The 14,466-nt window shown below is 66.4% G+C and carries 13 protein-coding genes; 4 read left to right on the top strand and 9 right to left on the bottom strand.

The features are described from left to right. Positions 1-34 precede the first annotated feature (34 nt). Positions 35-1,420 carry a class II 3-deoxy-7-phosphoheptulonate synthase gene (locus D5S18_RS31045; RefSeq protein ID WP_120044688.1) on the bottom strand — a complete coding sequence of 462 codons (1,386 nt, stop codon included), beginning with the start codon at positions 1,418-1,420 and terminating at the stop codon, positions 35-37. A 130-nt stretch (positions 1,421-1,550) separates the two neighbouring features. Here D5S18_RS31045 and D5S18_RS31040 point away from each other — a divergent pair, with 130 nt between their 5' ends. Continuing rightward, positions 1,551-2,045: a polyadenylate-specific 3'-exoribonuclease AS gene (locus tag D5S18_RS31040; RefSeq protein WP_120044918.1), complete on the top strand. Its 495-nt coding sequence runs from the start codon at positions 1,551-1,553 to the stop codon at positions 2,043-2,045. Between the two features lie 19 nt (positions 2,046-2,064). On the opposite strand, the gene D5S18_RS31035 is transcribed toward D5S18_RS31040, so the two are convergent. The 6 genes from D5S18_RS31035 to ctaE form a co-directional block, all read right to left on the bottom strand. Then, a complete protein-coding gene (locus D5S18_RS31035) occupies positions 2,065-2,673 on the bottom strand; it encodes an RloB family protein (protein WP_120044687.1) in 609 nt (202 codons plus the stop codon). Positions 2,674-2,679: 6 nt separating this feature from the next. Then, the gene (locus D5S18_RS31030) at positions 2,680-3,978 is read right to left on the bottom strand and encodes an AAA family ATPase (RefSeq protein ID WP_239004107.1); all 1,299 of its coding nucleotides are present in this window, start codon (positions 3,976-3,978) and stop codon (positions 2,680-2,682) included. 184 nt (positions 3,979-4,162) lie between these two features. Next, positions 4,163-5,788, bottom strand: a complete 1,626-nt coding sequence (gene qcrB / locus D5S18_RS31025; RefSeq protein ID WP_120044686.1) for a cytochrome bc1 complex cytochrome b subunit — start codon at positions 5,786-5,788, stop codon at positions 4,163-4,165. Beyond that, positions 5,785-6,984, bottom strand: a complete 1,200-nt coding sequence (qcrA, locus tag D5S18_RS31020) for a cytochrome bc1 complex Rieske iron-sulfur subunit (RefSeq protein WP_120044685.1) — start codon at positions 6,982-6,984, stop codon at positions 5,785-5,787. Before qcrA ends, qcrB begins: the two co-directional genes overlap by 4 nt. Then, complete coding sequence (qcrC, locus tag D5S18_RS31015) at positions 6,981-7,844, bottom strand: cytochrome bc1 complex diheme cytochrome c subunit (protein ID WP_120044684.1); 864 nt, start codon at positions 7,842-7,844, stop codon at positions 6,981-6,983. The genes qcrA and qcrC overlap by 4 nt, the downstream gene beginning before the upstream one ends. 62 nt (positions 7,845-7,906) lie before the next feature. Further along, positions 7,907-8,518: an aa3-type cytochrome oxidase subunit III gene (gene ctaE / locus D5S18_RS31010; RefSeq protein ID WP_120044683.1), complete on the bottom strand. Its 612-nt coding sequence runs from the start codon at positions 8,516-8,518 to the stop codon at positions 7,907-7,909. Positions 8,519-8,848: 330 nt separating this feature from the next. Between ctaE and trpD the strand changes: the two genes are divergently transcribed. Beyond that, positions 8,849-9,901, top strand: coding sequence for an anthranilate phosphoribosyltransferase (gene trpD / locus D5S18_RS31005; protein WP_120044916.1), 1,053 nt, complete (start codon positions 8,849-8,851; stop codon positions 9,899-9,901). 8 nt (positions 9,902-9,909) lie between these two features. Here the strand turns inward: trpD and D5S18_RS31000 are convergent, their stop codons facing one another. Then, a complete protein-coding gene (locus D5S18_RS31000; protein ID WP_120044682.1) occupies positions 9,910-10,185 on the bottom strand; it encodes an Lrp/AsnC family transcriptional regulator in 276 nt (91 codons plus the stop codon). Between the two features lie 82 nt (positions 10,186-10,267). Beyond that, the gene (locus tag D5S18_RS30995; protein ID WP_120044681.1) at positions 10,268-12,133 is read right to left on the bottom strand and encodes a DEDD exonuclease domain-containing protein; all 1,866 of its coding nucleotides are present in this window, start codon (positions 12,131-12,133) and stop codon (positions 10,268-10,270) included. A gap of 498 nt (positions 12,134-12,631) precedes the next feature. On the opposite strand from D5S18_RS30995, the gene D5S18_RS30990 reads away from it, so the two are divergent. Further along, positions 12,632-13,198, top strand: coding sequence for a C40 family peptidase (locus tag D5S18_RS30990; protein WP_120044680.1), 567 nt, complete (start codon positions 12,632-12,634; stop codon positions 13,196-13,198). A 250-nt stretch (positions 13,199-13,448) separates the two neighbouring features. After that, a complete protein-coding gene (locus D5S18_RS30985) occupies positions 13,449-14,459 on the top strand; it encodes an NlpC/P60 family protein (RefSeq protein WP_120044679.1) in 1,011 nt (336 codons plus the stop codon). Positions 14,460-14,466: the final 7 nt, after the last annotated feature.

The raw sequence follows: 14,466 nt of genomic DNA, 5'->3' as shown, positions 1-14,466 counted from the left end.
GGAGCGCGGCCGATGGGACCGCGCTCCCCACCGATCAGCGCAGCATCTCGGCGACCAGGAAGGCCAACTCCAGCGACTGCGAGGTGTTCAGGCGCGGATCACACGCCGTCTCATAGCGGTCATTCAAATCCAGATCGGAAATGTCCTGCGCGCCACCGAGGCATTCGGTGACATCCTCACCCGTCAACTCGATGTGCAAGCCGCCGGGATGGGTGCCCAGGGCGTGATGCACCTCGAAGAAGCCCTGCACCTCGTCGACGATCCGGTCGAAATGGCGGGTCTTGTAACCGGTGGACGCCTCATGGGTATTGCCGTGCATCGGGTCGCACTGCCAGATCACCTGATGGCCGGTGGCCTGCACCTTCTGAATGATCGCGGGCAGCACATCGCGGACCTTGCCGTTACCCATCCGCGAAACCAGCGTCAACCGGCCCGGCTCATTATTCGGGTCCAGACGCTCGACATACTCCACCGCCAACTCCGGCGTGGTGGACGGGCCGATCTTCAAACCGATCGGATTGGCCAGCAACTCGGCCAAAGCGATATGAGCGCCATCCAACTGGCGGGTGCGCTCACCGATCCAGAGGAAATGCGCGGACAGGTCGTACAGCAGCGGCTCACCCTGCGCGTTCTCGCTCAACCGCAGCATGGCCCGCTCGTAGTCGAGGACCAGCGCCTCATGACTGCAATAGATGCGGGCCGATTGCAGACTCGGATCATTGACCCGGCAAGCCGTCATGAAACGCAGGCCGCGATCAATCTCCGAGGCCAGCGCCTCATAGCGGGCACCGGCGGGCGACTGGGCCACGAAATCACGATTCCAGTCGTGCACGCGATGCAGATCGGCCATACCCGCGCCGGTCAGCGCGCGCACCAGATTCATCGCCGCGCTGGCATTGGCGTAGGCGCGGACCAGGCGCGACGGGTCGTGCTCGCGCACGCGGGCATCCGGCGCCAACGAATTGATCATGTCGCCGCGATAGGACCGCAGGCCGAGCGAATCGGTGTCGGACGAGCGCGGCTTGGCATACTGACCCGCGATGCGGGCCACCTTCACCACCGGCAGGCTCGCGCCGTAGGTGAGCACCACCGCCATCTGCAGCAGGGTGCGGATATTGCCGCGAATATGCGGCTCGGTGTTGTCGGCGAAGGTCTCCGCGCAGTCGCCGCCCTGCATGAGGAACGCCTCGCCCCGCGCCACCTGGGCCAGTTGCTCACGCAACTCCTCGACCTCGGCGGGCACGCAGATCGGCGGCACGCTCTCCAAGACAGTGCGCATATTCGCGGCTTGCGCCCGGTCCCAAGACGGTTGCTGTACCGCGGGGCGGGCCAACGCTTCGTCGAGCCGTCTGCGCATCTCCATGGGCAGCGGCGGCAGTTCCGGAAGGCGATCAATGGGCACGTCAACGGTCCAGTTCACAACATCAGAATACGGCCGGCGAACCCCATCCGCAGACACCCGGCATAGATCGCCGATCCGCGGCACCTAGGGTGAATGTTCGAGTTGCGTCGACCGCGACGCACCGGATGTGGAGGACAGAGCAATCTCGCTGAGGTACTTTTACGACTCCGAATTCATCGAGGACGGCCGAACCATCGACCTGATCTCCCTCGGCGTCGTCTGCGAGGACGGCCGCGAATACTACGCCATCTCAACGGAATTCGATCCGGACAAGGCGGGGCCGTGGGTACGCAGGAACGTGCTGCCCAAACTGCCGCCCCCCTCCTCGCGCCTGTACCGCAGTCGTCGCCAGATCCGTGACGACCTCTACCAATTCCTCGTCCCCCGCCCCACCGTCCAACCCGAACTGTGGGCCTGGGTCGGCGCCTACGACCATGTAGCCCTCTGCCAACTGTGGGGCGACATGACCGAACTTCCCCCCGCCCTCCCCCGCTACACCAACGAACTCCGCCAACACTGGGACTCCCACGGCCGCCCCACCCCCCCCCCCACCCCCCCCGACGCCCACGACGCCCTGGCCGACGCCCGCCACAACCTCGCCAAATACGAAGCCATAGAAGCCTCCCGCCGCACCGCTTCTTGAACGCCCCGGCTCCACATTCTCAGGTCCGCTCGAGGGCATCCAGCAACTCGAACATCCCCGACGACGGGTTGTTTCGTGGCAGTTCGGAGCCGTTGTCGGCGTGCAGGCGCGCCAGGCTCGAGGCACGCCGGTGGGCTTGGTTTCGCAGCGGCATGTACCGGGCCGCGTCGATCTGTTTTCCGGCGCGTCCGTCGAGCCCTCGACTGTCTCGCTCCGCACAGTGCGTATCAATGAATGACGTGTGGTCACGGTGGTGCAGGATCAGCCACAGTTCGAAGCAAGGGTTCGAGATCGCCAGGCCGATATCGCTCGCCTTGGCCAATTCGAGGGCCTTGCCGAGATGGGGGTGATTCCTCGGCCATTCCACATCGAAAACACACCAGCAGGAGTCGATCTCCTTGTCCCGCTTGCGTTCCATCGCACGTTCCACCAGAGTCAGGGGCACGCCGCATTTCGGATCCAGTTCGATCCGCACCGATGTATTCGCGCGGACACCCGGCAGATTTTTGACCGCTCTGAGGTAGTCGTGCTCGGTACGCACACCTTCGCAGAAGATGACAACCGTCCGGTATTCCGCGCGGGTGGCCGCCCGGCGGGTCAGAGGCCGGGCGGATTTGCGTCGTGCCATGCGGTTTCAGGCGATCAAGCCGAGTGCACGGAGCAGGTCGGCGCGGTCGATATCCGGTAGCGCGCCGAAACGTCCGTGTAGATAGGCGGTTTCGAGGTTCTGGGACTTTCGGACGCGTTCACCTGCGAATTCGGCCAGCGCGCCGAGACGCGTCGCGCCGGTGGATGCCTTCTCGGTGAACCAAACCTCGTCGCGATTGAGATGATTCAGCAGGTTCGTGTCGTGGGTAGTGAAAATCAACTGCGCCCCCAATGGATTCGTCGCAGGATCGTGAAACAGTTGCAGGAGTTGCGCTGACAGTGTCGGGTGCAGGCTCGCGTCAATCTCATCGAGTACCAGGATCGAACCCGACCGGAGGGTATCGAGCAAGGGGCCGATCATCTGATACCAGTTGCGGGTACCGCTGGACTCGCCAGTAAATTCGAGAGGCGTCGGACCGGTTGATGTTCGATGAGTAAGTCTTGGTCGCCGCGTCGGGAGGATGAGTTTGATCATCCAAGAATCGGGTTCGGTCTCGGAAGCCGAGAGTCTCGACTCCTCAGTGAAGACAACATCTTCGATGCCCAGGTCCGCAAGCCGCAGCAGTTCCAGCGCGCGCTGCCTATCTTTCTCGAAGTCCTCATGACTTCCCGAGTTCCGCGAGGCGCTCCCGGAGCCCTCGGCATCAAACCACTGGTTTGTCTGACCCGCACCGAATAGACCGAGCAGGGAAGGGACCGCCTCTTGAACCGTCCCTTTCAACTGTATTGCGAGCAGAGCATCGGCAAAGCCCGAGACCAGAGGCTCGTCAAAACGGTGGGCCGCCGCAAGCGCCGACGTTCGCGGAGTCAATAGCTGACGAGTCCCGGCCAGATCTCCCAGCCCACGCTGAAGGGTGAGATCGAGTCCGGTCCGCTCGAAGATCCGCCTGCGCTTCTTCTCCGGATAGTGGAACAGTCCTTCGTAGTGAATCTGCTTGCGATCCAGTTCGATTGCGTACTCGAAGCGGACTCCATCGATCAGGAGCTCGATGATGAACTCGGTCGGACACGACCAGGCGTCATCGAACGCGAAACACTCCACCGGAATTTCGTTGTCCCACATCCGCATCGAGTCGCGAATCGCATCGCTCAGCCACTTCATCGCCAGCAGAACGTTCGTTTTGCCGGAAGCGTTCGGACCATAGATACCTGCCACCGTCAGCAGATGCTCGCCGAGCATGGACGCTTCGCGGGCAGCGGCTCGGTCCCTGTCGATGGCGACCATCGACAACTCGACCCGGTCTCGGATCGATCGGAAGTTCGAGACTTCGAATCGAATCAGCACGATGCCATACTACGCCGCCTGAGCACACTCATGCCGCGACCAGAGGGCAGATTTCGTCGAAACTGTACGAAAATGATGGCTTACACGCTGAGCGAACGGAAGGGAAAACCCGCGGGCCTCGAGTCGATGGAGACTCGAGGCCCGCGGGCTGGTGAAAATGACTCAGTGGCCAGATAAAAGTGACTCAGTGGCCGGAGGACTCTTCCTGAGCCTTCTGGAGGACGGCGAGTTGCTTGTGCTCCTCGGCGTGCTCGATCTCGAAGTGCTGCTGACTCTCGTGCGGCGGGTCGGCGCGCAGGAAGCTGCCGGTGCCGGGTTGGCCCGCGGCGCCGAGCTTGTTCATCTTCTTCGGGACCGGGGCGCCCTGGTATTCCAGCGGGATCGGGTGGCCGTGGTCGTCGACCGGGCCGAGGGGCTGATGCACCTCGATGTACTCACCGTGCGGCAGGCGCTTGATGACACCGGTCTCGATGCCGTGCTCGAGCACCGCACGATCCGAACGCTGCAGACCGATGCAGAACCGGTAGGTGAGGAAGTACGCCACCGGCGGCACCACCAGCATGCCGATACGACCCATCCAGGTGGTGGCGTTCAACGAGATGTCGAACTTGTACGCCAGGATGTCATTGACACAGGCCAGGGTGAGCACCACGTAGAACGAGATGGCCATGGCGCCGATCGCGGTGCGCACCGGCACATCGCGCGGCCGCTGCAGCAGGTTGTGCAACGCCTTGTCACCGGTGAGCTTGGACTCGATGAACGGGTAGGCGATCAGCGCGCCGAACACCAGACCCATGATCGCCGCGGTCCAGAACGCGCCGGGCACGGTGTAGCGGCCCAGGTACAGCTCCCACGGCGGCATCAAGCGTTCCATGCCGTCGGTCCACATCATGTAGAAGTCGGGCTGCGAACCCGCCGACACCTGAGAGGGGTTGTAGGGACCCAGGTTCCAGATCGGGTTGATCTGCAGCACACCGCCCAGGATGGCGACCACACCGAGGGTGAACATGAAGAACGCGCCCTGATCGGCGGCGAACACCGGGACGATGCGCGCGCCGACCACATTGTTCTCCCGACGGCCGGGGCCGGGGAACTGGGTGTGCTTCTGGTACCAGACGAGCGCCACGTGCGCGGCGATGAGGGCCAGGATGATGCCGGGCAGCAGCAGCACATGCGCGACGTAGAGGCGCGGGATGATCATGGTGCCGGGGAAGTCGCCACCGAAGATCAGCCAGTGCAGCCAGGTGCCGATGATCGGCACGCTCATGGTGATACCGCCGAACGCGGCCCGCAGACCGGTGCCGGAGAGCAGGTCGTCCGGGATCGAGTAGCCGAAGAAGCCCTCGAACATGGCCAGGATCAGCAGCAGCGAACCGATCACCCAGTTCGCTTCGCGGGGCTTGCGGAACGCGCCGGTGAAGAAGACGCGGAACAGGTGAATGATGATCGAGGCCGCGAACAGCAGTGCCGCCCAGTGGTGCACCTGTCGGACGAACAGACCGCCGCGCACCTCGAAGGAGATGTTCAGCGTGGTCTCGTACGCCCTGGACATGGTGACGCCGCGCAGCGGCTGGTAGGCGCCGTTGTAGACGACCTCGCTCATCGACGGATCGAAGAACAGGGTCAGGTAGACACCGGAGAGCAGCAGGATGATGAACGCGTAGAGCGCGATCTCACCGAGCAGGAACGACCAGTGGGTCGGGAAGACCTTGTTGATCGACCGCTTGACGAACGCGGCGGCGCGGTACCGCTCGTCCATCGCATTGGCTTGTTCGGCCGCCCTGCGGCCGATGGCGGATTCGGCGCTCATGAACGACGCTCCCAGTAGGCCGGGCCGAGCGGCTCGATGAAGTCGCCGTTGGCGACCAGGTAACCCTCGGCGTTGACGGTGATCGGCAGCTGCGGCAGTGCGCGCGCGGCGGGACCGAAGATGGGCTTACCCCATTCGGTCGCGGAGAACTGCGACTGGTGGCACGGGCACAGGATCCGGTTGGTCTGCTGCTCGAACAGCGAGGTGGGGCAACCGAGGTGGGTGCAGATCTTCGAGTAGGCGAAGTAGTCGCCGTAGTTGAAGCTCTCCTGGCCCTTGCGCTTGATCGCCGTCTGCGCGTCTTGGGTGCGCAGGCGGATCATCATGACCGCGTTGCGGATACCGCGCAGCGACTGCAGGGTGGCGTGCTCGTCGCCGCGCCACTTCTCCTTCCACGGAAAGACTGTCTCCATGGCGCCCGCGTCCAGGTCCTCGGGGCGGACCAGCACCACATCGTCCGGGCGACCGGTGTCGCGACGAATGTAGATGGTCTCGCCCGGGTAGTCCGGGGTCCAGCCCGAGACCCACAGCGGCGACTTGTCGCCCTTGGCCCACGGGTTCTTGACGAGGCCGCCGACAAAGACCAGCAGCGCGCCGATGCCGAGCACGCCGACGCCCGCGCCCGCGGTGCGGGTGATGAGCTTGCGGCGGCCCAGGGTGGAGGTCTCGAGCGCGTCGGACAGCTCCGCGACCAGGGTGCGCCGCTCCACCTCCTCGGATTTGCCGTCGTGGCGGACCTGGATGGACAGTTCGGCCGGGATGAACTTCTTGCGGATCAGCACCACGGCGATGCCGATGGCCAGCACCGAGACGCCGAGGGCGAGACCGACCAGCGGCGTGTAGAGGGAGTAGGTGCCGTGGCCGGAATCGCCGTGGCCCTTCCATTCCCAGGGCCAGAACAGGAACACACCGACCAGGACGGCCGCGGCCAGACCGGAGATGGCGAACCAGAACGCCACCTGCCGCTCGGCCCGCTTCTCGGCGCGGGTGCCCGCGATCGGGAAGCGTTCGCGCCGGTAGGCGACGTCGACGCCGTCGCGTGCGGTGCCGAGCTCGACCAGCTCGTCGCGCGACATGGCGTCGAGTTGGGCCTCGGTGTACTCCTGCTTGTCGGCGGGCGCAGTGCTCTTGTCGGCGGGCGCCGAAGCGTCGTGGCCCTCTTCCGGCCGCATGTCGTTGATCTCCTTGTCGCTCATGAGCGGGATCCGATCCACATGGCCGCACCGACGAGGGCGACGATGCCGACGACCCACATGGCCAGACCTTCGGTGGCCGGGCCGAATCCGCCGAGATCCCAGCCGCCGGGGCTCTTCTCCTCGGCCGCGTTCTTGACGTAGGCGATGATGTCGCGCTTCTCCTCCGGGCTGAGCTGCCGGTCGGAGAATTTCGGCATGTTCTGGGGGCCGGTGAGCATCGCGTCGTAGATCTGCTGCTCACTGGCGGGCTCCAGCGGGGGCGCGAACTTGCCGGAGGACAGTGCGCCGCCGCGACCGGTGAAGTTGTGGCAGGACGCGCAGTTCATCCGGAACAGTTCCGAACCGCGGGCGGTGTCGGGGCCGCGCAGCGACTCCTGGGCGACCTCGCCGTTGCTGTCGCGGATGACGGTGGGGCCGCCGCCCTTGGAGGCCACGAACGCGCCGAGCGCGTCGGTCTGGTGGGCGTCGAACTTCGGGGGTTTGCGGGTGGCCTGGGCCTCGTTGCGCGCCATCGGCATGCGACCGGAGGAGACCTGGAAGTAGACGGCGGCCTCGCCGACGCCGATCAGGCTGGGGCCGCGGTCCTGCACGCCTTGCAGGTTCGCGCCGTGGCAGGTGATGCAGGAGGTCTCGTAGAGCTGCTGCCCCTCGCGCTGCAGCGAGGTCTGCTCCTCCTTGGCGGTGGCCACCTGCGGGTTGGGGGTCAGCACCGCGGCGAGTACTCCGGCTCCGACGAGGCCCACCATAAGCGCGAGGCCGCCCGCGATCCGACGCTGGAGGCGGCGCTGCCTGCGCGTCTTGCTGGCCTCGCCGTTCCCGTTGCTGGCGGGCGCTGGCGCTGACGGGGGAGATGAACTCATCTGTGTCCCTTTGGAAGTAGACGGAACCGACTAATGCTGCTGATGTGCTGTGCCCGCGCGGATCAGCGGACGAAGTAGATCGTGGCGAACAGCCCGATCCACACGATGTCGACGAAGTGCCAGTAGTACGAGACGACGATCGCCGAGGTGGCCTGGGCCGGGGTGAACTTGCTCACCTTGGTGCGGATGAGCAGGAACACGAAGGCGATGAGGCCGCCGATGACGTGCAGACCGTGGAAACCGGTGGTGATGTAGAACACCGAGCCGTAGGCGCTGCTGGAGATCGAGGTGCCCTCGCGGACCAGGTTCGTGTACTCGTAGGCCTGACCGGCGACGAAGAACGCGCCCATGATCAGGGTGAGGACGTACCAGCGCCGCAGGCCGAACACGTCGCCCTTCTCGGCGGCGAACACGCCCATCTGGCAGGTGAACGACGACAAGACCAGCACGGTGGTAACCGGCACGGCGAGCTTCATGTTCAGCTCGGTCGGTTCCGGCGGCCAGTTGCCGTGGGCCTGGGCACGGGCCACGAAATACATCGCGAACAGGCCCGCGAAGAACATCAGCTCGCTCGACAGCCAGATGATGGTACCGACGCTGACCATGTTGGGCCGGTTCAGCGAATGCACACGCTGGGTAATGGCCGATCCTGGTGTCCCTACTGCGGTCGTCACGCGGTAAGTATGACTCGTCGTAGTACGACAGGAGTAGCCGGGTGCGAAACTTGTTGTTCCGTGTCGGAAAACGCACGGACAGAGCCGGTCTCGAATGGCGGCGCGGCGTGTTGGTCGCGTGGACCCGATCATGACAGGTCCGGATGAGAGGAACCTGAGATGCGCACGGCGGGTGGGTGAGCCCGAATCTCCAGGCCAACCAAGGCGTACCTCCGCCTTCGCTCCGGCCGCGCGCAGGTCTATGGACGGCTTCGCCGACTGCGCCACTAGGCTGCTTCGGGACAACCCGGTGCGCGCCGGGTTGAGCCGACGGGAGAAGTGGACATCGCGATGACTGTGCGGAACTGGCCGCAGGTGCTCGGAACTCTCGCGGACGGCGGCGATCTCGCCGCCGACGATACGGCGTGGGTGATCAACGAGATCTTCACCGATAACGCCACTTCCGCGCAGATCGCCGCGTTCGGTGTGGCCATCAAGATCAAGGGTCCGACCCCGTCGGAACTGACCGGCCTGGCCGCGGGCATGCTGCGGCACGCCCGACTCGTCCACATCGACGGCGACGCGGTGGATATCGTCGGCACGGGCGGGGACCGCTCGGGTTCGGTGAATATCTCCACCATGTCCTCGATCGTGGTGGCGGCGGCCGGGGTGCCGGTGGTCAAGCACGGCAACCGCGCCGCATCCTCCAAGAGCGGCGGCGCCGATGTGCTCGAGGCGCTGGGGGTGAAGCTGGCGCTCGGTCCGGAGGCGGTGGCGCGCTGCGTGCGCGAGATGGGGATCGGATTCTGTTTCGCGCCGCTGTTCCACCCCGCGCTGCGCTACGCCGGGCAGGCGCGCAGCGAGATCGGTATTCCCACGGTCTTCAATGTGCTTGGTCCGCTGACCAATCCGGCGCAGCCCCGCGCCGGTCTCATCGGCTGCGCGTTCCCGGATCTGCTCGCGGTGATCGCGGGCGTGTTCACCGAACGCGGATCCAGCGCGCTGGTGGTGCGCGGCAATGACGGGTTGGACGAGATCACCATCTCCGACACCACCCACGCCTTCGTGGTCTCCGGGGGCCGGATGCGCGAGACGACCATCGACCCGACCCGCATCGGTATCGCCCGAGCCGATCTGGACGCGCTGCGCGGCGGGGACGCCACGGTCAACGCACAGGTGGCCAGGGATGTGTTCGCCGGGAAGGTCGGACCGGTCCGGGACGCGGTGCTGGTGAATTCGGCGGCGGCCATCCTCGCCTACGACCTGTCACTGGGCACGGTCGACCACGAGATGGACTTGCACGAGGAGTTGGCGCGCGGCGCGGCGCGGGCGGGGCGGGCCATCGATTCGGGCGCCGCCGCCGCGCTCCTGGAGCGCTGGGCGACGCTCACCAACTCGCTCTAGCGAAAGGCTCACTCGCCCAGCGAGAATCCGGCTTCCACGTCGGCGCGCCGATAGGACTTGAACGCGATATGCGTGATGGTGCGCACCACGCCCGCCACCTTGTCGATCCGATTGGTCACCACCTCGGCGATCTGCTCGTGGTCGCGCACCCGCACGACCGCGATCAGGTCGACCTCGCCTGCGCAGGAGTAGACCTCGGCGACACCGGCGGTGTCGGCCAGAGCCTGCGCGGTCTCCGGAATGCGGCCGCTGTCGGCATTGATCATCACGATCGCGGTAATCATGGGCTCAGCGTAGTGGGACACCGGCCCGCGCCCGGCTGCTGGGCGGAAGTGGTTCCGTCGCGAAATCAGGCTCGTGCAGGCGCTACCTATCCAGATACTCGTCCTGAAGAGGGTTGCCGCGCGCCGCCGCGGCCGCGACCTCGGCCCAGCCTGCCCACCGGGCGGCACCGTAGCGCGGTTCCCGATAGCCCTCGCTGGTGTGGACGATGCGTACGCCGGGGCGGGCCAGCCAGCGTGCGATCACCGCGATTTCGTCGGGTGACGCTCCGCGCAATGGTGGACCGTCGTCGTGGGGCTCGTGCGAGGCCATATGTATAGGAGTGTGTTCGGGCCGGAGGACCTCCTCCTGCGATGCGTCACCAACAGGGATCACCGTCTCGGCGGCCGCGACGATCCGTTCTACAACCGGCATGGGCGGCGTTCCGCGTGCGGCGACGCCCGCGCCCGCGAGTCGGCCGTATCGAATGACGGAGAACTCCCACCCGCCTGCCCCGTCCGGGTGGGCGACGACGAGTTCGGCGATGCGGGCGATAGCCGCGAGCCGCTGGATGCGGCGCAGAACACCGATGAGCGCGGCGGTGCGATCGCGCAATCGCGCGGCGGCCTCGAAATGCTGCGCGGCGGAATGCGTTTCGATGCGATCGAGCATCGTGTGCAGTGTCGCGTCGGAGCGACCGGCGAAGAGATCCCGCACCAGTCGCGGCGCGGGAGCGTAGGCGGCGCGATCCAGCGGGGCCGCTCCGGCGGCGGGGCAGCCGCCGACAACGGCGGGCGGGCAGGTATGCGCGCCGTCGCGGGGCAGGCGGGCGGTGCAGGTGCGCAGACCGGTGAATTCCGCGATGACCGCCGCGGTCTCGGCCGCGTCGGCGCGGGCCGGGAAGGGGCCGATCGCGTCGCGCGTCGGGGTGCGCACCACGGCGAAACGCGGGAAGGGTTCGGCGGTCAGGGAGATCCACCAACCGCGCTTGGGAAATTTCGAGCGCCGATTGTAAGGCGGGGTGTGCGCGACCAGCAGCCGCAACTCGCGTACCCCCGCCTCCAGGCCGTGCGCGCAGACCACGTGGTCGACGCGGGTGGCCAGTTCGACCATCTCGCGCATGCGACCTCGGGTCTCCGAACCGGTGAAATAGGTGCGCACTCGCCGCCGCAGATTCACCGCGGTCCCTATATAGAGGACTTCGTCGCTCGGACCTCGGAACAGGTAGACGCCGGGCAGCGCTGGAAGATCCTGCGCGAACACCCGTTTCGCGCGCCGGCGCGGCGTCACGTTCGGGAGGTAGTCCAGGAGTTCGGTGAGGCTGTGCACGCCCTGGTTGCCGACGCGGGCGATGAGCGCGTGCAGCACGTCGACGGTGGCCCTGGCGTCGTCGAGGGCGCGGTGGGTGGGTTCGGTGCTCGCGCCGAGCAGCCGGGCCAGGACGCCGAGCCGCACGGAGGGCGCTTCATCGCGGCCCAGGACGCGCCGCGCCAGTTTCACGGTGCACAGCACCTGCGGGGCGGGCCACGGCGTATCGCTCGCGGCCGCGGCGGCCCGCAGGAAGGCGGTGTCGAAGCGGGCATTGTGGGCGACGAGCACCGCGCCCGCGGCGAACTCCAGGAAGCCGGGCAGCACCGCCTCGATGCGCGGCGCCGCCCGGACCATCGCCGTGGTGATGCCGGTGATCTGGATGACGGCGGGCGGGATCGCACGGCCCGGATCGACCAGGGTGGCGAATTCGCCGAGCACCTCGCCGCCGCGCACCTTGACCGCGCCGATCTCGGTGATGGCGTCGTCGCCCGGACTGGTTCCGGTGGTCTCCAGGTCGACCACGACGAAGGTGGTGTCGTAGAGGGGCGTGTCGAGTTCGTCGAACGCCAGTTGGGTGGGTCTGGCCAGGCGCGGCGCTGGGACGGGCACGGCGTGCAGCGTAGGGCGCGGGTACGACAGGTCTGATCGCGCCGCGTGCATCGAATTACATCGGACGGATTTCGCTCGGAAACGGGCGAAATGATCTCGAATTATAAAATGTGATACAGATCACAGTTTTGTAGGGATCGCATGAATCCTTCGGGCGTGTCGGATTGTCACCCCCCGGCGGACGGACCGTCCCACCGGGGTTGCCGAAAACAGACCGTTAGGTCATCGATCGTGTGGCGCACAGTGTCAATGACGCGCCAACCGACCAGGGGAAACCCTGATACCCCGTACGCCGCGAGTCGTACCCGCACCGCCCGGATCGATCCGGGTAGCGGACCGACGACTCCCGGAATTCAACCGAGAGTTATCTTTTCGTGATTGTTGTGAGATATCTCGCATTTGATCTCGAGTGAAATTGTGGTGCACGGCCATTTCGGAAAGCGGTGACTTTACAAACCGCCGTGATGTGTTCGTAATCTTTTCGAGACCTCGCGGAGTCCGACGCGCCACCGGGTGCGGCGTCGCGGGGCAGATTGGAAGTACCGCATCATGGAGACCAACACCGTCAAGCGACAGGCGCGGCGTGCCGTCGCCTTCGGAGCTGTCGGCGCTGCCACCCTCGGCGCGTTCCTGCTTCCGGCCGCCCCCGCGTCGGCCCAGCCGGTGACCATCCCCGGTGTGGGAACCTTCGAGATCCCCAATGAGATCCCGCTGCCCCCCGGCGGCCTGCCCGGTATCGAGCTGCCCGCGCCGCCATTCTCCGCCCCCGGGAAGACCCTGGGCGAGTCGGCCCTCGACGCCGCACTCAGCAAGGTCGGCGCACCTTACGTCTACGGCGCCGCAGGCCCCAACGCCTTCGACTGCTCCGGCCTGGTCCAGTGGTCCTATCGCGAGGCGGGCGCGAACGTGCCGCGCACCAGCGGCGAGCAGCTCGCCTACGGCAACCCCATCTCGATGGGCGACCTGCAGCCCGGCGACCTGGTGTCGTTCTACGGTGGCGGCCACTCCGGCCTGTACGCGGGTGACGGCAATGTGGTGCACGCCTCCACCTCGGGCACCCCGGTACAGGTTTCGCCGATTTCCTCCATGCCGTTCGCGGGCGCGCGCCGCTTCTGACAGACTCCCCGTCGGGCCGTGCGCGGCGCGGCCCACCGCGGCACGAAATGGGCGGTGCGGGATCAAGATTTTGCTCGGTTCATCGCTTCCCTGGACACCGACCCGCGCCGTTCCGTAACCTAATCGAGACCTTCCCGAGTTTCGGGGGCGCACCTCGAGCTCGAGCCGCGGACAGCCACAACGAGAGAACGGGGCACGGCCTGCTGTGAGCACGCACCGAAGACAGCGCGGTATTCGTCTGGCGGGGGCCATGTTCGCAGCCGGGGTGCTAGCCACCTGCGGTGGTAGTCCGGCAGGCGCCGATCCGACCGTCGCCCCTTCCAGCGCGGGCGACGCCATCCAGCGGATGATCGACCTGTCCCGCCAGTCCGAACAGCTCAATCAGCAGGCGCTCGACGCCCAGTCCGATCTCGACGGCAAACTCGCCGTGCAGCACGACGCCGACGCCAAACTGGCCGAGGCCACCCAAAAGGTCGCCGACGCCAAGGACGAGGTCCGCCGCTACCAACCGATCATCGACCGCACGGCCATCGCCGCCTACCAGGGCGCGCGCACCAACCGTCTTTTCTCGGTTTTGCTCAGCGATTCCCCGCAGCAACTGCTCGATCAGATCTCCACCCTCGACCTGATCTCCGCCCAAACCGCCGACCAACTCGACCGCTTCAAGAAGGCCGCCGAGACGGCGGGCGCCGCCGAATCCACCGCCCGCACCGCCGACGAGGCGGCCCGCGGCGCGGCCAAGAAGGCCGACGCGGTGCGCACCGATCTCGAACGCAAACGCACCGACCTATCGGGTGCCATCACCGATGTCGTCCAGGCGTGGACGGGTCTGTCCACCAGGGACAAGGCCACCCTGGCCGGTACACCGTTCCCACCCGGTTTCGACCGGGACTCACTGCTGAAGGGTCTGGTGCCCGGCAGCGGCACCAGCGCGCTGGCCGCCGCGCTCACCCGAATCGGCGACCCCTACGTCTGGGGCGCCACCGGGCCGAGCCAGTTCGACTGCTCGGGTTTGGTGCAGTGGGCCTTCAAACAGGTCGGCATGGAGGTGCCACGCACGAGTTCGCAGCAGGCGGGCTTCGGCACCCCGGTCGCCCGCGACCAGATGCAACCCGGCGACATCGTCTTCTTCTACTCCGATATCTCACACGTGGGGATCTACGCGGGCAACGGTCTGATGGTGCATGCCTCCACCTTCGGGGTGCCGGTGGCGGTGGCGCCGATCGGCGCCACGCCCTTCCATTCGGCGCGGCGCTTCTAGGGTCCAC

It is taken from the genome of Nocardia panacis (assembly GCF_003598715.1).
GTDB lineage: Bacteria > Actinomycetota > Actinomycetes > Mycobacteriales > Mycobacteriaceae > Nocardia > Nocardia panacis.
Note: the sequence above shows the minus strand (reverse complement) of the source record. Positions and strands in the feature narration are given on the sequence as shown.

What these genes read in the sequence shown, in the direction of transcription:
- D5S18_RS30995 (WP_120044681.1), bottom strand. Translation starts at nt 12,133, where the DNA reads ATGCACGCGGCGCGATCAGACCTGTCGTACCCGCGCCCTACGCTGCAC.
- trpD (WP_120044916.1), top strand. Translation starts at nt 8,849, where the DNA reads ATGACTGTGCGGAACTGGCCGCAGGTGCTCGGAACTCTCGCGGACGGC.
- qcrC (WP_120044684.1), bottom strand. Translation starts at nt 7,844, where the DNA reads ATGAGTTCATCTCCCCCGTCAGCGCCAGCGCCCGCCAGCAACGGGAAC.
- D5S18_RS31035 (WP_120044687.1), bottom strand. Translation starts at nt 2,673, where the DNA reads ATGGCACGACGCAAATCCGCCCGGCCTCTGACCCGCCGGGCGGCCACC.
- D5S18_RS30985 (WP_120044679.1), top strand. Translation starts at nt 13,449, where the DNA reads ATGTTCGCAGCCGGGGTGCTAGCCACCTGCGGTGGTAGTCCGGCAGGC.
- D5S18_RS31000 (WP_120044682.1), bottom strand. Translation starts at nt 10,185, where the DNA reads ATGATTACCGCGATCGTGATGATCAATGCCGACAGCGGCCGCATTCCG.
- D5S18_RS30990 (WP_120044680.1), top strand. Translation starts at nt 12,632, where the DNA reads ATGGAGACCAACACCGTCAAGCGACAGGCGCGGCGTGCCGTCGCCTTC.
- qcrB (WP_120044686.1), bottom strand. Translation starts at nt 5,788, where the DNA reads ATGAGCGCCGAATCCGCCATCGGCCGCAGGGCGGCCGAACAAGCCAAT.
- qcrA (WP_120044685.1), bottom strand. Translation starts at nt 6,984, where the DNA reads ATGAGCGACAAGGAGATCAACGACATGCGGCCGGAAGAGGGCCACGAC.